Genomic DNA, 18,564 nt, shown 5'->3' on the forward strand with positions numbered 1-18,564 from the left:
CGCTTGTAGTCGAACGAAGCGCCTTCAGGCGAGTTCGTTCAGCAAGGCCAACAAGGTTTCACGCTTTTCCACCCCAAGCCGATCGATCAGCCGCTGCTGGGCTGCTTCCCAGGCCGGCAAGGCTGCCACCAAGCGCTCATGCCCCGCCTCGGTCAGTTGCACCAGGCGGTTGCGCTGGTCGTCACCTTCCATCAACCGGACCAGGCCCGCAGCCTCCAGGACCCGCACATTACGCCCCAGCGTACTGCGGTCCAGGCCCATGGCGTCCGCCAGGCTGGAAATGCTCGGCTGATCGAGACGCAGCAGATTGTTCAGCAAAGAATACTGGGCAACGTTAATCCCGAAGCCGTCGAGGGCGCCGTCGTAATACCTGCTGACGCCACGAGCGGCACGACGCAGGTTGGTGCACAAACATTGAGAGGGAAGCATGATGCGTGTATATACCCGCTATTAATCCAAGGCAAGAAATTTCAGAAAAAGCAGCTACTGCAGACCTTGCTCAAATAAGCACCATCACCAGCAATACCGCCGTCTCCAGCAACTCCAGCAGAGCCCCCGCCGTATCGCCGGTAGTGCCACCCAGGCGCCGAATCATCAACTGGCGCAACCAGAAGAACAGCAACACCGCCAGCAGCACCACCCAGAGTCCGCTGTAGCCTCCCAGCAGCAAACAGACCAGGACACTCAAGCCCAGCACCTGTCGCCCTGCCAGTGGTGGCAGATGATCGGCCAGCGCCTGACCCAGGCCACCCGCACGCACATATGGCGTGCAAAGGAACAACCCCAGCAATGAGGCACGCCCAATCAGAGGTGCCAGCAACAAGGCAACGCCCTGCTGCTGTTCGATCAGCGCTACCAGTGCAGCGAACTTGAGCAACAGCACCAGCACCAACGTCACCACAGCGATGGGCCCGCTCCGGGGGTCTTTCATGATGCTCAAGGTGCGCTCTCGATCACCGAAGCCCCCCAGCCAGGCATCGGCACTGTCTGCCAAACCATCCAGGTGCAATCCCCCGCTGAGCAAGACCCAGGCGCTCAGCAGCAACGCCGCGTGTAGCAGCAAGGGGGTGCCCGCGAGCACGGCGTCCAGCAACCACAACAGCACACCGAACAACAGCCCCACCAGCGGATAGAACAGCAATGAGCGCCCCAGCTCTTCAGGCTGAGGCATGCCCGGCAGGCGAATGGGCAGGCTGCTGAGAAACTGCAGGGCAATCCAGAATGGCAGCATCTCAGCCCTCCTCGCTCAATTGCCCCGTAGAGGCGACTTTCAAGCTGAACAACGCACCGTGGCTGACTTCCACATTCAGCAACTGCTCCCGAGGCAGCCCCCGCGCCCGGGCCAGCAACAGGCGCATCACCCCACCATGACTGATCAACAGCACCCGCTGCCCGGCACAGTCCCGGTACAAGCCCTCGATCGCCCCCATCACCCGCTGGGAAAAGTCCGCCACGGGCTCTCCCTGGGGCGGAGTAAAGCTATAGGGATCGGCCCAGAATCGGCCCAGGTCATCGGCATTGGTTTCCATCAGCGCCGCTGCGCTCTGCCCCTCCCAGGCGCCAAAATGCAGCTCTTGTACATCAGGCTGCAGCAGCAGGGGCAACTGCAATTGCGCAGCCAGTTGCTCGGCAAAACGCGAGCACCGCTGCAAGGGTGAACTGACAATCAGATCCCAACGCCCGCGCCCCTGAACCCCGTCACGCATCTGTTGCCAGCCCCGCTCTGTCAGGGCGTCGTCCAGACTGCCACGCAAACCACCGCCCAGTTCGGTTTCACCGTGGCGCAACAGGTCCAGATACAGGGTCATGCCGGGCGGTCCGCCACGGCCGCCTCGGCGAAGGTCGCCATCTGCCCGTGCAGATCACAGGCCAGGCGCAGCAATGGCACCGCCAGCGCGGCACCGCTGCCCTCCCCCAGACGCAAGCCCAGATCCAGCAACGGGTCGGCTTGCAGAGCGCCCAGCACATGCCGGTGCCCCGGCTCGGCCCCTTGATGCGCAAACAGCAGCCATGGACGGCACGCCGGATTCAGGCGCACCGCCACCAGGGCCGCGACACTGCAGATAAACCCATCAACCAGCACTGCGATTCCTTCCTGAGCGCAGGCCAGATAGGCCCCCACCAACGCAGCCACTTCAAAACCACCGAGATTGAACAGCGTCTGCAAGGCATCGTCGCGGGACCGCGCATGCAGGGCCAAGGCCCGCTCGATGACCTGGGCCTTGTGATTGACCCCTTCGGCATTCAAGCCGGTGCCCGGTCCGGCCAACTGCGCCACCGGAATGTCCAGCAAGGCACAGGCAATGGCACTGGCGGCAGTGGTGTTGCCAATGCCCATCTCACCGCCGATAAACAGTTGGGCACCCTCGGCTCGGGCGCGCAACGCACTGTCGCGGCCTGCTTGCAGGGCCAGCTCACCCTGAGCCGGGGTCATGGCCGGCCCCTGGACAAAGTTCTGCGTACCGGCCCCCAGGTTAAGGTGGCGCACACCCGGCAGGCTCAATCCTGGGGCCACTGTGCCCAGGTCCACCACCTCCAGTTGCGCACCCAGTTGCCGTGCCAGCACGCTGATAGCCGCGCCGCCGCTGACAAAGTTCAGCAGCATCTGCCCAGTCACTTCCTGTGGGTAGGCGGATACGCCCTCGGCAACCACCCCGTGATCCCCGGCGAAAATCGAAATCCATAACCGCTCAAGGCCTGGCTTGAGCTGACCTTGCAAACCGGCCAGACGTACCGCCAAGGGCTCCAGTTGGCCAAGGGACCCGGCCGGCTTGGTCAATTGCTGTTGACGCGCCAGGGCTTGCTCGACCATCCGCGCATCGACCGCCTTGCACGGGTTCAGCCACCAGGAGTTACTCATAACGCAGTTCCTTTCAAAGTCAGGGGCAGGCCGGCCACCGTCAGCACCACACGCTGACAACGTTCGGCCAGGGCTTGATGCAGCCAACCGGCTTCATCCACGTAGCGGCGAGTCAATTCGCCCAGGGGCACGACACCCATTCCAGTTTCGTTGCTGACAAAGATGATCTCCCCCGGCAGCGTCGCCACACACTGCAACAAGGCCTCACGCTCGAGCACCAGGCGCTGCTCGTCCTCGAGCATCAGCAGATTGGTCAACCACAGGGTCAGGCAATCCACCAGCAGACAACGCCCGGTGCCAGCGGCCTGCTGCAGCACCCGGGCCAGCTCCAGCGGTTCTTCGATCAACCCCCAATGGGACGGGCGGCGCTGACGATGATGGGCAATACGTTGATTCATCTCGCCATCCAGTGGCTGGCTGGTGGCGATGTAGGTCACCTCAAGGGCGCTGTCGGTGGCCAGCTTTTCCGCCAGGCGACTCTTGCCGGAACGGGCACCGCCGAGAATCAGTTGCAGCATGCTTGAGCACCTTTGAAAAGTGAGTCCACCGCGGCTTACAGGCCACAGAGCTTGAGCAGCGCGGCGGTATCCAGATGACGCTCCACCAGATCCGCCAGACGCTCGATATCGCGTTCGCGCAAGGCGTGATAATCCACCTCCTGCACATCCTGCAGCCCCGCCCAGCGCAACAGCGCACCACAGGCTGCCGGAGTCTCGAACAGACCATGCAGATAGGTGCCGAGGATCTGCCCATCGACGCTGCAAGCACCATCGCTGCGACCGTCCTCCAACTGCACCGCAGGCTGCTCCAGGGCCGGGCCGCGAGTGACACCGGCGTGAATTTCATAACCACTGACCGGCGCATTCTCCAGGGTCAGGTTGCCGCTGACGTTACGCAGCTGCTTCTCTGCTTCGAGCACGGTCTCAAAATCCAGCAAGCCCAGGCCCGGGCTGGAGCCCGCCGCGCCCTCCAGACCCAGTGGGTCGTGCAACTGCTTGCCGAGCATCTGCAGACCACCACAGATACCCAGCAGCTTGCCGCCATAACGCAGGTGCCGGTCGATGGCCCGATCCCAGCCGTTGGCTCGCAGATAGGCCAGATCGCCGCGTACGCTTTTCGAGCCGGGAAGAATGATCAGGTCGGCGGCGGGAATCACCTGCCCGGGGCCGATGAACTGCAAGTCCACCTGAGGATGCAGGCGCAACGGATCGAAATCCGTGTGATTGCTGATGCGCGGCAGCACCGGCACCACCACCTTCAGCACTTGCTCGACCTTGCCGGCCTGGCGCTGGTCGATGCCGTCCTCCGCCTCCAGATGCAGGTCCATGACATAGGGCAGCACACCAATCACCGGCTTGCCGGTACGGGCCTCCAGCCAGTCCAGGCCCGGCTGCAAAAGCGCCAGGTCACCACGAAAACGATTGATGATGAAGCCCTTGACCCGCGCCTGCTCGCTGGGCGAAAGCAGCTCCAGAGTCCCCACCAGATGGGCGAACACCCCGCCACGATTGATATCGGCAATCAGCAGCACCGGACAGTCCACCGCCTCGGCAAACCCCATGTTGGCGATGTCGCCAGCCCGCAGATTGATCTCGGCCGGAGAGCCGGCCCCTTCCACCATCACCACGTCATAAGCGCCTCGCAGACGCTCATGAGAAGCCAGAACCGCCTGCATGGCGATGGCCTTGTAGTCGTGATAGGCCACGGCATTCATGGTGGTGACGGCCCGGCCGTGAATGATCACCTGGGAGCCGGTGTCGCTGTTGGGCTTGAGCAGCACCGGGTTCATATCGGTGTGGGGTGCCAGGTTGGCCGCCTGGGCCTGGACCGCCTGGGCCCGTCCGATCTCACCACCGTCGGCGGTCACCGCACTGTTGAGCGCCATGTTCTGCGGCTTGAACGGCACCACGCTGACGCCCCGGCGCAGCAACCAGCGACACAGCGCGGTCACCAGCGTGCTCTTGCCGGCATCCGAGGTGGTGCCCTGTACCATCAGCGTGCTCATGGATAGTCCTTGCGATAAGCCTGCAGCGCCTGTTCCAGGCGCGCCCAATCGGCCTCGTCGGCGGGCAGGCCGAAGCGCAGACTGCTGTTGTGGGCGAACAGCCGCAGGAGAATGCCGCGCCGCGCCATGAATTGATAAAGCCGCTCGGCCTCGGCGGTGATCAGCCACTGGAACAGCGCACAGCCGCCCTGAGGCTTGAAGCCGTAGCGCGCAAGAACTTCACTCAAGCGCTCGCTGGCCACTTCACTGCGCAGACGTTGCCGGGCATGCCCCTCGACATCCCGCAGGCAAGCCTGCCCCAGCACCCGGGTCGGCCCGCTGACCGCCCAAGGGCCAACCTGCTCCGCCAACAGCCTGAGCAACCGGCGCTCGGCCAGGACAAAGCCCAGGCGTACGCCTGCCAGCCCGAAGAACTTGCCGAATGAACGCAGGACAATCAGCCCCACCTGATGGGCATGCCGGGCCAGACTCAGTTGCGGGGTGTTATCCATGAAGGCTTCATCCACCACCAACCAACCACCGCGCTGGGCCAAGCGGGCATGCCAATCCAGCAGGCGCTCGGGCGTGAGGCTCAAACCGGTGGGGTTGTTGGGGTTGACCACCACCAGCACATCGAGGCTGTCGAGAAAGAAATCCACTTCCTGCTCCAGCACCTCACGCACCCGGTAGCCACTGCGCCGCCAAGCCTCGGCGTGTTCGGCATAACAGGGTGACAAGACCCCGACCTTGCCCGCCCGCCGCAGCCGCGGCAGCAATTGGATCGCCGCCTGGGAACCGGCCACCGGCAGCACCTCAGTCGCGCCGTAGTAGGCGCAGGCCGCCTGTTCCAGGCCATCATCGGTTTCCGGCAGACGTGCCCAGGCACGCAGGGGAATGGTCGGCAAGGGAAATGGCCAGGGCGCCAATCCGCTGGACAGATCCAGCCAGGCCTCTTCGGCGATCCCGTGTTCCTGGGCCGCCTTGCGCAACCTTCCGCCGTGCTCAAGCATAGAATTCAGCCCCCAGGCACAAAATCAACAACCACAGCCAGACACCCCGCTGCACCAACTGCCAACCGCGATCAATGGAGTCGGCACTCGCCGGCTCGCCTTCGCCCAGTTGCGGACGCTGGTGCAACTCACCGTGATAAATCGCTGCGCCGCCCAACTCGACCCCCAGGGCGCCCGCTCCAGCCGCCATCACCGGACCGGCATTGGGGCTGTCCCAGGTCGGCCCCTGGCGCCACCAGCATTTGAGCGCCAGGCGGGTCTTGCCCAGCAAGGCATAGGTCAGGGCCACCAGACGCGCAGGAATATAGTTGAGCAGGTCGTCGATTCGCGCCGCCGCCCAGCCGAAACGCTCAAAACGCTCGTTGCGATAGCCCCACATTGCATCCAGGGTGTTGCTCAGGCGATAGAGCACCACCCCCGGCGCACCGGCCACGGCAAACCAGAACAAGGCGGCGAACACGGCATCGCTGCCGTTTTCCAGCACCGATTCAGTGGCTGCCCGCGCCACTTCGGTGGCGTCCAGTTCACTGGTCTGACGGCTCACCAGAAAACCGACCCGACGCCGGGCTTCATCCAGGTCTTCACTGCGCAAAGCCTGAGCCACCGGCGCAACGTGCTCGCCGAGGCTGCGCAGGCCCAGGGCGCAATACAGTGCAATGATCTCCACCACCCAGCCAATGTAGGGCAGCCAGGACAGGGCCGTGGCCAACAGGGTCAAGGGCAGCACCGCCAGTACCCAGGCGGTGACCCCATGACTGCGCCAGCCTCGGCCGGCGGCGTTGAAACGTTGCTCGATACGATCCGCCATACGGCCAAAGGCCACCAGCGGATGCCTGCGCTTGGGTTCGCCCAGCAGCGCATCCAGCGCCACCCCGGCGACACTCAGCAACGCCACACTCATTGACTCACTCCCCAGTAATTCTCATACAGCAACTCACTCAATGGCCGGGGTTGCGCCCACCCCTGCAGCGCCAGCATAGGCGCCGGATAGAACTCGGTAACCGGCCCCAGACACAACACGGCCAAGGGTTTGGCACCGGCGGGCAATCCCAGCAGGTCGGCCAGGGCCTGGGGCTCGAACAGCGAAACCCAGCCCATGCCCAGGCCTTCGCTGCGCGCCGCCAGCCAGAGGTTCTGAATGGCACAGGACAGCGAAGCCAGGTCCATTTCCGGCAGAGTGCGCCGACCAAAGACATGCCGCTCACGCCCATCCATCAACGCCGCCACCAGCACCTCGGCACAGTCATTGATGCCTTCAACCTTGAGTTTCATGAACTCGTCGGAACGCTCTCCCAAGGCCTCGGCAGTGCGCACCCGCTCCTCCTCCACCAACTGCTGGATTCGTCCACGTAACGGGCGATCGCTGATACGGATAAAACGCCAGGGTTGCATCAACCCCACGCTGGGTGCCTGATGCGCCGCCTCCAGCAAACGCCGCAGCAGCTCGGGCGCGACACTGCCACCGGCGAAGTGACGCATATCCCGGCGCTCGGCAATGGCGCGATAAACCGCCTCACGCTCCGCCGTAGAAAAATCCTGCTCACTCACCTACCGCCTCCTCTACAGGCGTTGGCTTGCCAGCGCGAGCTGGCACGAACAAAGCCGCCACCGCCGCCGGGTTGGACGGAAAATAAAAGTGCACATAGGAGGCAGTCATCCGCCCATCGCGATACACCGCTTCCGCACCACGGCCACCATTGGGGCTGATGCCGCGGGCAATCGGCTCGAGTTGCGTGCTGGTCAGGGAATGATGATAGGTGTGACCACGCAAGCTGCCTTCCGGTAACTCCACCGCTTGCAAGGCCAGGGCCGCGAGGCGCTTTTGCATCACGGCATCACCGGGTAGCAGCCCCAAGAGATTGGCACGCTGCCCTTCGACGTCGGTCAGGGAGTCCAGCAAGTACAACATGCCACCACACTCCGCGAGCAACGGCTTGCCCGCACCATGATGGGCACGAATGGCACCCAGCATCGCGGTGTTTTGCGCCAGTGCCTGGTGGTGCAATTCAGGGTATCCACCGGGCAGATACAGACTGTCCGCCTCCGGCAGCTCAGTGTCATGAATCGGCGAGAAGAAGCTCAACTGCGCGCCCATGGCCCGCAACAGATCCAGGCTGGCACCGTAGGTAAAGGCAAACGCCTCATCCCGCGCCACAGCGATTCGCACACCGGCAAGCAAAGGCTCGCAGGGTACCGGCGTTGGTGCGGCAAAGCTCACTGCCGGCGGCAGTGCCACTTGGCAACTGCTGGCCAGGGCTTCAGCGGCAGCATCAAGACGCAGGTCCAGATCATTCAGCTCGCTGGCCTGTACCAGCCCCAAGTGGCGGCTGGGCAACTCGATGTCAGTCTCCCGGGACAAGGCACCGTACCAGCGCAACCCCTCGGTGAGGCTTCCTTCGAGCAACTGCGCGTGACGCAAGGTGCCTACCCGATTGGCCAGCACCCCGGCGAACGGCAGGTCCGGCTGATAGCGGGCCAGTCCCAGAGCCAATGCACCAAAGGTCTGGGCCATGGCGGTGCCATCGATCACCCCCAGCACCGGGACGCCGAAATGCCGCGCCAGATCGGCACTGGAGGGCGTGCCATCGAACAGCCCCATGACCCCTTCGATCAGGATCAGGTCTGCTTCGCCCGCAGCCTCCCACAACAAGCGACGGCTTTCCTGCTCCCCGACCATCCACATGTCCAGCTGGTACACCGGAGCACCGCTGGCACGCTCAAGAATCATTGGGTCGAGAAAATCCGGACCGCACTTGAATACCCGCACCTTGCGCCCCTGGTTGCGGTGCAGGCGGGCCAGTGCCGCGGTCACGGTGGTCTTGCCCTGGCCAGAAGCCGGTGCGGCGATCAATACCGCCGGGCAATGACGAACATCGGTCATGAATTCACACTCACAGCTCAACACCTTTCTGCGCCTTGATACCGGCCTGGAACGCATGCTTGACCATGCCCATTTCAGTGACGGTATCTGCCAGCTCGATCATCTCCGGCTTGGCGCCGCGGCCGGTCACCACCACATGCTGCATGGGTGGCCGAGCCTGCAGATCACTGAGCACCTGGTCCAGATCCAGGTAGCCGTGCTTGAGCGCGATGTTCAACTCGTCGAGTACTACAAGACCAATCTCCGGGTCGCTCAACAGCTCCCTGGATACCGCCCAGGCCGCTTCGGTCGCAGCAATGTCGCGCTGGCGATCCTGGGTCTCCCAGGTGAAGCCCTCACCCATCACGTGAAACCGCACCTGCTCTGGAAAACGCCGGAAGAACAACTCTTCCCCGGTGCTGTTACGGCCCTTGATGAACTGCACCACACCACACTGCATACCGTGGCCCATGGACCGCGCCAGCATGCCGAAGGCCGAACTGCTCTTGCCCTTGCCATTGCCAGTCAGCACCAGCAACAGGCCACATTCGTTGGGCGAGTTGGCGATGCGCTCGTCGATCACGGCTTTCTTGCGCAACATGCGCGCCAGATGGCGCTCGTCACGATCGGGGGATTCACTCATGGGGCAGCTCTCCGTTGGGGCTGGGGAACGGCGGGCAGGAAAAGAAAGAGACGGCGCTAGCCTGGCATCGCCCACCGTGATGCCGTTGGATGGATCAGGCCGGTCTCCGGGCTCATGAGGGGCATCGCTGCCGGGCTGCGCGCCTTCCCATGTCATCGACACAGTGGCATGTGGCACAGCCTTGACTCATCTACCGTTGCGGGGGCAGCGCCGGAATCGTTGCCGTGTCCATCGCTGGAACAGGCCCTGACCGGCTTCCCTGTTTCACTCTGTCGACCGTGGGCCACAGAGCACCTGAAACAAGTCGCGAAGGTTAGAGGGTTGGGGGTGGAGCGTCAATTAAAGCCAGCCGTCGCACACCACACAAAACTGCACTGCATCAACAAACTGACGCCAATCTTGTGCCACACTCAGAGCGGTGATATCAAAAAGCCATAATTCAGGACCCAAGGTCCTGCCGCACAACAATAAGGAGTGAGCTCGATGCAAGGCATGATCATCAGCAATCCAAAGCTGGAATTCCTGCGCCCGATGCTGGAACGCTGGTTCGATTGCATTGACCGCTACAACGCAGTCCGCGGCGATAGCGAAACCCCGTACTGGTTCGATGAAAAGGCCAACCTGGGATTACTTTCCGCGGCTGCCTGGATGGCGGAGATGATCAGCCTGGAACACAGCCCCAGCAAGAAGCAACAGGAAGACGGCGCCCGCAACGCTCGTACCGACCTGTACCTGGCCACCAAGGACGAACGCGCCTATATCCAGACCACCCAGCGCTGGCCGCGAGTCAACAGCCTGCACCTGACCCAGCCATTGCTGGACATTGCCAGTGACGCCAGAAAGATCAGCTACCCCAGCGACCTGAGGCTTGGCTGCCTGTTTGTCGCCCCGCAAAAAGCCCAGCACAGCGCCTCTCCCGAAGAACTTCAGGACATGCTGGACGAACTGCAAAAGGAGCACTGCTGCGCCGTAGCCTGGTACTTCCCCTACGCCTACCGCAAGCTGCATAACGAAAGCGGCCACTACCATCCGGGGATTGCCGTACTGTTCAAGGAGGCCCGCTGATCAGGCGGAACCATCGACTGGCTATGCTCCTCTATGACTACGACGTTCGTGCACTCATAGGGAAATCAGCATGCTCAAGCTTCAACACACCTTGCTTATCGCTATCGCCGCCGGCCTCACCGCCTGCGGCGAAACCTCAAGCCTGCAAGTCTCGGACGGCACCGGACCGAACCCCAAACTGCCGCAGCCCAATCCCACGCTGATCCCAACGGTCAATATTGCCCCCGCCATCGGCTGGCCACAGGGCGCAAAACCCACGGCAGCAGCCGGCACACAGGTTGCCGCCTTCGCCGAAAACCTCGACCACCCACGCTGGCTGTATGTATTGCCCAATGGCGATGTATTGGTAGCTGAAACCAATGCACCGCCCAAGCCGGATGACAGCCAGGGCATTCGCGGCTGGATCGCCGGAAAAGTGATGGGCCGTGCCGGAGCAACCGTCCCCAGCGCCAACCGCATTACCCTGTTGCGGGACCAGGATCACGACGGCGTGGCGGAAACCCGCAGCCTGTTCCTGGAGAACCTCAACTCCCCCTTCGGCATGACTCTGGTGGGCAATGATCTGTATGTAGCGGACACCGACAAGCTGCTGCGCTTCCCCTATCAGGCCGGTGACACCCACATCAGCGCAGCCCCCACCAAGGTGCTTGACCTCCCCGGCGGCACCCTCAACCACCACTGGACGAAGAACGTCATCGCCAGCAAGGACGCAAGCAAGCTGTATGTCACCGTCGGCTCGAACAGTAACGTTGGGGAAAATGGCCTGGATAAAGAAGAAGGCCGTGCAGCCATCTGGGAAGTGGATCGAGCCAGCGGCAAGCATCGCCTGTTCGCCACCGGCCTGCGCAACCCCAACGGCCTGGCCTGGGAGCCGGTCAGTGGAGCACTATGGACCGCCGTCAATGAGCGCGACGAGATTGGCAGCGATCTGGTTCCGGACTACATCACCTCGGTCAAGGACGGGGCTTTTTATGGCTGGCCCTTCAGTTACTACGGGCAACACGTGGACGTTCGGGTCAAGCCACAAAACCTCGAACAGGTGAGCAAGGCAATCGCCCCGGATTATGCCGTGGGCCCACATACGGCTTCACTGGGCCTGACCTTCGCCGAAGGCAGCAAACTTCCCGCGCCCTTTACCGAAGGTGCCTTCATCGGTCAGCACGGCTCCTGGAACCGCAAGCCCCACAGCGGCTACAAGGTGATATTCGTGCCTTTCCGTGCAGGCAAACCCCAGGGACAACCGATCGACGTACTCAGCGGCTTTCTCAATGCCGATGAAAAAGCCCTAGGACGCCCGGTCGGGGTAGTCATTGATCAGCAAGGGGGGCTATTGGTCGCCGATGACGTCGGCAACAAGATCTGGCGGGTATCCGCCGCCAAAGCACCCTGAGTTCAGCGCTTGCGGCACAGGGTCAGGCCATCCCCCAGGGGCAGCAGTGACAAATCGATGCGCGAGTCATCCTTCAAGGCGCGATTGAGCGCCTGGATGGCTCGGGTATCCTCACTGGCGGCATTCGCCTCCAGCACTCGCCCGCTCCATAGCGTGTTGTCGAATACCGCCAGGCCCCCAACTCGCAGCAAACGCAGGGAAAACTCCAGATAGGCCGGATAATTGGCCTTGTCCGCATCGATAAAGATCAGATCGAAAGACTCAAGCTGGCCCGCCTGCTCCAGGCCAGCCAGGGTCTGCAGCGCGGGCGCCAGGCGCAGGTCAATACGCTGGTCGACTCCCGCGTCCTTCCAGTAACGACAGGCGGTGGCATTGTAATCGCCGGGAATATCACAACAGATCAACAAACCATCGTCGGGCAGCGCCTGGGCCATGCACAAGGCGCTATAGCCGGTGAAGGTCCCGACCTCGAGGATGCGGCGAGCACCGATCAGCTTGATCAGCAGCGCAAGGAACTGCCCCTGCTCCGGCGCCACCTGCCAGCGCGCATTGGGCAGCGCCTGGGTTTCGTCACGCAAACGACGCAATAAGGGCGTCTCACGCAGTGAAACGTCCAGCAGGTACTGATAAAGGGCATCGTCGAGGTTGAGGGTACGAGCAGTCACGAGCACCTCGACCGGAGAAAGGTTATGGGTTGTGCGCCAGATGTTCCGGCTGCAGTACACGCTTGGCACTCAGGTAGGCCTTCTGCCAATAGGCTTTGGACAGACTGTCGAGCTTCACGGTGCCACCTGTGGCCGGGGCGTGCACGAAACGCCCTTCGCCAACATAGATCCCGGCATGGCTGACCTGAGAACCGCCATTGGTGGCGAAGAAGATCAGGTCACCGGTCTGCAAGGCATTCTTGCCCACATCCGGCGCCTGCATGCCGATCATTTCCCGAGTCGAGCGCGGCAAGGAAATACCCGCCGCATCACGGTAGACATAACCAATCAAACCGCTGCAATCGAATCCGGAGTCCGGTGTATTGCCACCCCAGCGATAGGGCGTGCCTACCAGACCCAAGGCGCGAAACAGCACGTCTTCGGCAACCGGAGAAAAGGCCTGGGAGGAATTGAATACCGGAGCACGTACCACAGGCGCCGGAGGCGGTGTACGACTGGCGCAAGCACTGAGCAGTGCAGCGAGGGCAATAAGCGCGAAACGGGCCGAGGTCGACATAAGCTGAACAATCCTGATCGGGATGCGGCTTTCTCTGCCGTGGTACTGAAAACAAAACCGCGTAAGCAGGGCTTACGCGGTTAGTTTCAACAATAGATCAGGATTCTAGCGCCTACACGCCAAACTTCAAGTAAGACTTTAACTTCGCCCTACAAACAGTCTGCTTATTTACGTGCAGTGACCACGGTCGGTGCCATGGCGAGGGCTCGCTTGGCTTCGATGAAGGTCTTGCTCCAATAGCTGTCACCCAGGCTGTCTACTCGCACGCCGCCACTGCGACGGCTGCTGGAGTGGATGAACTGATCATCCCCCAGATAGATACCGGCGTGACTGACGCGCCCGCGACCGTTGGTGCTGAAGAACAGCAGATCGCCCGGCTTGAGGTTGTTACGCGCTACCAGAGGAGCCTTGACGTTGATCATTTCGCGAGTGGAGCGCGGCAGGTTCATGCCCGCCTCTTCGCGAAACAGATAACCAATGAAACCGCTGCAATCGAAGCCGGCTTCCGAGGTACCGCCGAAACGGTAACGGGTACCGATCAGGGACATGCCGCGCTCAAGGATGCTGTCAGCCAGAACTGGCAACTGGTAAGGCTTGCTGTCAGAGAACTCTGCCAGTTCCTTTTCAGTTGCCAGCTCTTCCTGGTAAACAGCGGAAGACTGGTTTTTTGCGGAGACTTGAGCCTGTTGCACGGGTTGCTGCTGAGACACAGGGGTGTGAGAAGCGCAACCAAACAACAGGGTAACGAGTGCGAGAGGCACGAGGGGTGCGAAGCGATTTAGCATGGGCACGACCGTGGCTTGAAATAAAAGAAGACGCGACTATGCCTTCTATCGCCCTCATTTGCAAATTCAATCGATCAGAATGTGACTTATGAGTTTCTTCCGTACATCTAAGGCTTTAAGCCCATTTTAAGTCCGCCCGCCTCTGGAAACCCTTCCAAAGGTGCGTTTTCTGACGCCTGAAATATGCCGAACGCCTTCCAGCGAAGCGCTGCAGGCCTTGGTTTTACCAGCCCAGAGTCTCTTTCAGGAAAGGAATGGTCAGCTTGCGCTGAGCTTGCAATGAGGCCTGATCAAGACGCTCGAGCAACTCGAAAAGCGCACTCATGCTGCGAGTCCCGCGAGTCAGAATAAAATGCCCGACTTCATCGGTCAGATGCAGCCCACGACGGGACGCACGCAGTTGCAGGGCACGCAATTTATCTTCATCAGAGAGCGGACGCATCTGGAATATCAGCGCCAGGGTCAGACGGGACTTCAAGTCCGCCAGTTTCACCGGCAACTCCCGGGGCGAGGTCGAGGCCGCGATCAGCAAGCGTCGACCACTGTCACGCAAGCGATTGAACAGATGGAACAGTGCTTCTTCCCAATCGGCCTTGCCGGCCACCGCCTGCAGATCATCCAGGCAAACCAATTCGTACTGCTCAAGATTGTCGAGAATCTCGATACCACGATCCAGCAACTCTGCCAGCGGCAGGTAAACCGCAGGCTCCCCCAACTGCTCGAAACGCAAACACGCCGCCTGCAGCAAGTGCGTACGGCCTACGCCGTCCTTGCCCCAGAGGTAGATCAGGCTTTCCGTCCAACCGGCGTCGGCTTCGCATAGGCGCTCGACGTAGCCGAGTGCAGCGGCATTGGCGCCTGGGTAGTAGTTGATGAAGGTGGCGTCATCACGCAGACGCACACCTAGGGGCAGCTGAATCGGTTTCATGCTGACTGAACAGTTCCAAAGGAACCGTTAGTGGCCTCTGTGTAAAGTTTGCAAAGTTTATACCCGTGACGCCGAGCGCACAATGCAGCAGACCACAAGCAAAATCAAAGGTTTGCGTCAGCCGAAACGAGGCAAAGGGGATTCTTTGACAGCCCGGACAGCAGCAGATGGACAGTCATGAATGGGCGCCCGCCCGGGGCGCCCCTGCTCGTCGAGCCTTTTGCCCGCCTACAGTTCGGGGTCTTCAGCACCACTGTAGATGTCCGAGTCCTTGTACAGGTCATGCACATGGCGTACGAGCACCATGATCACCGCCGCCACCGGCAGAGCCAGCAGCACCCCGGTAAACCCGAACAGCTCACCACCCGCGAGAATGGCAAAGATTACCGCCACCGGATGCAGACCAATGCGATCACCTACCAGCAATGGCGTCAGCACCATCCCCTCCAGCGCCTGCCCGACCATGAATACCGTAACGATGCCGAGCATCGGGTACAGGTCACCACCAAACTGGAAAAGACCGGCAATCAGCGCAGCTCCAATGCCTATGACAAAGCCCATGTACGGCACGATCGCTGCCAAACCGGCAATCAGGCCGATCAACAGGCCCAGCTCGAGCCCTACCAACATCAGCCCTGCCGCATAGATGACCCCGAGAGCCAGCATCACCAGCAATTGCCCGCGGACAAACGCCCCCAGCACCTCATGACACTCACCCGCCAGGGACATCACCCGCTCCTCGCGATTGCGCGGCAACAGGCTACGGATCTTGGCCATCATCAGATCCCAGTCCCGCAGCAGGTAGAAGCTGACCACCGGGATCAGCACCAGGTTGGCCAACCAGCCGATCAGCGCCAACCCCGAAGCAGTCGCCTGGCTCAGCACCACACCCACGATGTCCGTGGTCTGCCCCATATGCTCGCTGATGGCAGCCTTGACCTTGTCGAACTTCCAGAAGCCATCCGCCAGCCCCAGCCGGGACTGCACCCAGGGCATTGCCGAGTGCTGCATCCAGTCGAGCATTTGCGGCGCCAATTCATACAATCGCAGCAACTGCTTGGCCAGCATCGGCACCAATACCAGCAGCAGCGTCATCACGATCAGGGTGAACAGCGCAAACACAGCCACCACACCCCAGGTACGGGACAGCCCCCATTTTTCCAGGCGATCCACCAAGGGGTCGAACAGATAGGCCAGCAACAGCGCCACCAGGAACGGACTCAGGATCGGGTGCAGCAGGTAAACCAACCCACAAACCAGAAGCACTCCACCCAACCAGACCCAACGACGCGTATCAGCCATAAACCACTCCTGCTTCTATATAGAAGGAAATCAACCTGCTACCAACGAAAACGCAACTGTGCCGGTGTCGCAGGCGCTGCGACCGGCGCGGTGCCTTGCCCGCCTTGCACAGACACCTGGGGAGCCGGCATCTCATCAGCCGGGATCTCTTGCAGCTTGGCCAGGGACAACTGCGCCCGCAGTTGCTCCGCGCTGCCATTGACCCGATAGACGACCCGGTCACCGTCGATACTCTGCAACTGCGCACCGAAAGGCTCCAAAAGGTGCCCCAAGGCGGCATAGTGCTCCAGGGTCATGCCCTGCACTTCCAGCAACTGCTCGCTGGAAACACCGGGACGGGTAACGAAACGCGGCGCCAGGCGCTGACTCACCGCAAGCAATACGCCATCTGCCAAGGCGGCGGTATCAGCCCCCTGAACAGTGCCTTGCTCTTTCTGATCGCCAAGCCACAACCGCCACTTGGCCTGCCATTGGCCACCCTCTTCACGAGCATGTACCGCCAACAGCGCATCTGCGCCATAGCGCTCAGAAGCTTCACGCAGCGGAGTCGGATCGGCGCCTTCGAGATTCGGTGCCGTCGCGACGATCTGCTCATCCAGGTCGCCAAGAGGCAAACGCAAAGGCAAGCCACGATGCTGAGCGGCTCGCCGCAGGGGCGCGGCACTGGCCTGGCCATCCCCGACCAGGCTCGAGCCTTCGGTCGAGTCACTCAGCCACCAACCGAGGATCGACGGCCGGTTGCTTCCCCACAACGGCAACCCCGCCTGACGCAGGGCACGATCGGTACTGACCGGATCGAAGTCCACCTGCAAGCTTTCCGGAGGCCCGGCGTCATAACCGTACTGGCTGATGATCTGCTGCGGGTCCTTGCGGATCGCTGCCAGACCGGGCCCCTGCGCAGCCTTGGCGTCACCAGTGAGACGCAGCACCAGGGTTTCCAGTGCTCGCTGGGTGGCCTGGTTGCGCTCTTCGGGCGACTGGCTGCTCACCGGCTCACGCACCTGATACAAGCCATTGAGGGTTTCGGCATGACTCGCCAGGCTGACCAATGACAAACAGCCCACAAATAGAAATTTACCCAGACGCATGGAAGATTCCCGACGACAAAAAACGATTGAAACAGTACCCATGAACCGCTGCGAGCAAGGCTGTGACCACAAGCCCCGGCAAAACATTCACCCGTCGCCCGATTGTTTTCGCACTGTCATAACGATAGCCACTTGAGCGCTATACCTTATACAGGCATGGGCAGGGGCACCAACACGGCCAATCGCAGTTTTTTTAACCGGATATGCCTCTACCCGTCGGCCCGAGGATGGCCGCTGCCCCTCAAGCCTGATAAAATCGCGCGCCTTCGCAGACCGGCATCAGCTGGGCACCCTGAAACCCTTTTGCAGTGTTTCAGCAGGCTCTCTGGTTCGGTCGATACCCCTGAATCCCCCCTAAAGGCCTGGATCATGAGCAAGCAACCCTCCCTGAGCTACAAAGACGCCGGTGTAGACATCGACGCCGGTGAAGCATTGGTCGAACGCATCAAGAGCGTCGCCAAGCGCACTGCGCGCCCGGAAGTCATGGGCGGCCTGGGCGGTTTCGGCGCCCTCTGCGAAATCCCGGCCGGCTACAAACAACCAGTACTGGTTTCCGGTACTGACGGCGTCGGCACCAAGCTGCGCCTGGCCCTGAACCTGAACAAGCACGACAGCATCGGCATCGACCTGGTGGCCATGTGTGTCAACGATCTGGTGGTCTGCGGCGCCGAACCGCTGTTCTTCCTCGACTACTACGCCACCGGCAAGCTCAACGTCGACACCGCAGCCCAGGTAGTGACCGGCATCGGCGCCGGCTGCGAACTGTCCGGCTGCTCCCTGGTAGGCGGCGAAACCGCTGAAATGCCAGGCATGTACGAGGGCGAAGACTACGACCTGGCCGGCTTCTGCGTCGGCGTGGTGGAAAAAGCCGAAATCATCGACGGCTCGAAAGTCGCCGCCGGTGACGCCCTGCTGGCCCTGCCTTCTTCCGGCCCGCACTCCAACGGCTATTCGCTGATCCGCAAGATCATCGAAGTATCCGGTGCCGACATCGAAAGCATCCAGCTGGACGGCAAGCCACTGACCGACCTGCTGATGGCCCCGACCCGCATCTACGTCAAGCCGCTGCTCAAGCTGATCAAGGACACCGGCGCGGTCAAGGCCATGGCCCACATTACCGGCGGCGGCCTGCTGGACAACATCCCGCGCGTACTGCCAAAAGGCGCCCAGGCGGTGGTCGATGTGGCGAGCTGGAAACGTCCGGCGGTCTTCGACTGGCTGCAAGAGCAAGGCAACGTCGACGAACACGAAATGCACCGCGTACTGAACTGTGGCGTGGGCATGGTCATCTGCGTCGCCCAGGACCAGGTCGAAAACGCCCTGAACGTTCTGCGTGAAGCTGGCGAGCAGCCTTGGGTCATTGGCCAAATCGCCACCGCAGCCGAAGGCGCGGCCCAGGTTGAGCTGAAGAACCTCAAGGCCCACTGA

The 18,564-nt window shown here is 61.7% G+C and carries 20 protein-coding genes and 1 riboswitch; of the genes, 3 read left to right on the forward strand and 17 right to left on the reverse strand.

Going from position 1 to position 18,564, the window contains the following annotated elements; all coding sequences use genetic code 11:
• Window positions 1–24: 24 nt before the first annotated feature.
• The 11 genes from WIN67_RS22455 to cobO form a co-directional block, all read right to left on the reverse strand.
• Window positions 25–429 (reverse strand): MarR family winged helix-turn-helix transcriptional regulator, encoded by a 405-nt coding sequence (locus tag WIN67_RS22455; protein WP_102880542.1) that lies wholly within the window; start codon window positions 427–429, stop codon window positions 25–27.
• Between the two features lie 70 nt (window positions 430–499).
• A complete protein-coding gene (locus WIN67_RS22460; protein WP_102880543.1) occupies window positions 500–1,231 on the reverse strand; it encodes an adenosylcobinamide-GDP ribazoletransferase in 732 nt (243 codons plus the stop codon).
• A 1-nt stretch (window position 1,232) separates the two neighbouring features.
• The gene (locus WIN67_RS22465; RefSeq protein ID WP_339070065.1) at window positions 1,233–1,808 is read right to left on the reverse strand and encodes a histidine phosphatase family protein; all 576 of its coding nucleotides are present in this window, start codon (window positions 1,806–1,808) and stop codon (window positions 1,233–1,235) included.
• Window positions 1,805–2,860, reverse strand: a complete 1,056-nt coding sequence (cobT, locus tag WIN67_RS22470) for a nicotinate-nucleotide--dimethylbenzimidazole phosphoribosyltransferase (protein ID WP_110594688.1) — start codon at window positions 2,858–2,860, stop codon at window positions 1,805–1,807. Before cobT ends, WIN67_RS22465 begins: the two co-directional genes overlap by 4 nt.
• The gene (gene cobU, locus WIN67_RS22475; protein ID WP_102880546.1) at window positions 2,857–3,378 is read right to left on the reverse strand and encodes a bifunctional adenosylcobinamide kinase/adenosylcobinamide-phosphate guanylyltransferase; all 522 of its coding nucleotides are present in this window, start codon (window positions 3,376–3,378) and stop codon (window positions 2,857–2,859) included. The genes cobT and cobU overlap by 4 nt, the downstream gene beginning before the upstream one ends.
• A gap of 35 nt (window positions 3,379–3,413) precedes the next feature.
• On the reverse strand, window positions 3,414–4,865 hold the full coding sequence (locus WIN67_RS22480; RefSeq protein ID WP_110594690.1) for a cobyric acid synthase: 1,452 nt from the start codon (window positions 4,863–4,865) through the stop codon (window positions 3,414–3,416).
• The gene (cobD, locus tag WIN67_RS22485) at window positions 4,862–5,854 is read right to left on the reverse strand and encodes a threonine-phosphate decarboxylase CobD (protein WP_306395874.1); all 993 of its coding nucleotides are present in this window, start codon (window positions 5,852–5,854) and stop codon (window positions 4,862–4,864) included. Before cobD ends, WIN67_RS22480 begins: the two co-directional genes overlap by 4 nt.
• A complete protein-coding gene (cbiB, locus tag WIN67_RS22490) occupies window positions 5,847–6,755 on the reverse strand; it encodes an adenosylcobinamide-phosphate synthase CbiB (RefSeq protein WP_110594693.1) in 909 nt (302 codons plus the stop codon). Before cbiB ends, cobD begins: the two co-directional genes overlap by 8 nt.
• Complete coding sequence (bluB, locus tag WIN67_RS22495; RefSeq protein WP_102880550.1) at window positions 6,752–7,402, reverse strand: 5,6-dimethylbenzimidazole synthase; 651 nt, start codon at window positions 7,400–7,402, stop codon at window positions 6,752–6,754. The genes cbiB and bluB overlap by 4 nt, the downstream gene beginning before the upstream one ends.
• On the reverse strand, window positions 7,395–8,735 hold the full coding sequence (locus tag WIN67_RS22500; RefSeq protein WP_339070066.1) for a cobyrinate a,c-diamide synthase: 1,341 nt from the start codon (window positions 8,733–8,735) through the stop codon (window positions 7,395–7,397). Before WIN67_RS22500 ends, bluB begins: the two co-directional genes overlap by 8 nt.
• Before the next feature lie 10 nt (window positions 8,736–8,745).
• On the reverse strand, window positions 8,746–9,357 hold the full coding sequence (gene cobO / locus WIN67_RS22505) for a cob(I)yrinic acid a,c-diamide adenosyltransferase (RefSeq protein ID WP_339070067.1): 612 nt from the start codon (window positions 9,355–9,357) through the stop codon (window positions 8,746–8,748).
• An 80-nt stretch (window positions 9,358–9,437) separates the two neighbouring features.
• Window positions 9,438–9,670, reverse strand: a riboswitch (cobalamin riboswitch).
• Between the two features lie 170 nt (window positions 9,671–9,840).
• Here cobO and WIN67_RS22510 point away from each other — a divergent pair.
• Together WIN67_RS22510 and WIN67_RS22515 are read left to right on the forward strand one after the other, a co-directional pair.
• Entirely contained in the window at window positions 9,841–10,422 is a 582-nt protein-coding gene (locus WIN67_RS22510) for a hypothetical protein (RefSeq protein ID WP_102880553.1), read from the forward strand.
• A gap of 70 nt (window positions 10,423–10,492) precedes the next feature.
• The gene (locus tag WIN67_RS22515; protein ID WP_102880554.1) at window positions 10,493–11,812 is read left to right on the forward strand and encodes a PQQ-dependent sugar dehydrogenase; all 1,320 of its coding nucleotides are present in this window, start codon (window positions 10,493–10,495) and stop codon (window positions 11,810–11,812) included.
• 2 nt (window positions 11,813–11,814) lie between these two features.
• Here the strand turns inward: WIN67_RS22515 and WIN67_RS22520 are convergent, their stop codons facing one another.
• From WIN67_RS22520 to WIN67_RS22545, 6 genes are all read right to left on the reverse strand, one after another.
• On the reverse strand, window positions 11,815–12,477 hold the full coding sequence (locus WIN67_RS22520; RefSeq protein ID WP_267268729.1) for a class I SAM-dependent methyltransferase: 663 nt from the start codon (window positions 12,475–12,477) through the stop codon (window positions 11,815–11,817).
• A gap of 22 nt (window positions 12,478–12,499) precedes the next feature.
• Window positions 12,500–13,033, reverse strand: coding sequence for a C40 family peptidase (locus WIN67_RS22525; protein ID WP_092311761.1), 534 nt, complete (start codon window positions 13,031–13,033; stop codon window positions 12,500–12,502).
• A gap of 164 nt (window positions 13,034–13,197) precedes the next feature.
• Window positions 13,198–13,818, reverse strand: coding sequence for a C40 family peptidase (locus WIN67_RS22530; RefSeq protein WP_102860746.1), 621 nt, complete (start codon window positions 13,816–13,818; stop codon window positions 13,198–13,200).
• Window positions 13,819–14,041: 223 nt separating this feature from the next.
• Window positions 14,042–14,746 carry a DnaA regulatory inactivator Hda gene (hda, locus tag WIN67_RS22535; RefSeq protein WP_007898944.1) on the reverse strand — a complete coding sequence of 235 codons (705 nt, stop codon included), beginning with the start codon at window positions 14,744–14,746 and terminating at the stop codon, window positions 14,042–14,044.
• Window positions 14,747–14,974: 228 nt separating this feature from the next.
• Window positions 14,975–16,048 carry an AI-2E family transporter gene (locus tag WIN67_RS22540; RefSeq protein WP_339070068.1) on the reverse strand — a complete coding sequence of 358 codons (1,074 nt, stop codon included), beginning with the start codon at window positions 16,046–16,048 and terminating at the stop codon, window positions 14,975–14,977.
• Between the two features lie 38 nt (window positions 16,049–16,086).
• Entirely contained in the window at window positions 16,087–17,136 is a 1,050-nt protein-coding gene (locus tag WIN67_RS22545; protein ID WP_339070069.1) for a DUF2066 domain-containing protein, read from the reverse strand.
• Between the two features lie 369 nt (window positions 17,137–17,505).
• Here WIN67_RS22545 and purM point away from each other — a divergent pair, with 369 nt between their 5' ends.
• Window positions 17,506–18,564: a phosphoribosylformylglycinamidine cyclo-ligase gene (gene purM / locus WIN67_RS22550; RefSeq protein WP_102860743.1), complete on the forward strand. Its 1,059-nt coding sequence runs from the start codon at window positions 17,506–17,508 to the stop codon at window positions 18,562–18,564.

Source organism: Pseudomonas idahonensis, assembly GCF_037903935.1.
Taxonomy (GTDB): Bacteria; Pseudomonadota; Gammaproteobacteria; order Pseudomonadales; family Pseudomonadaceae; genus Aquipseudomonas; species Aquipseudomonas danubii.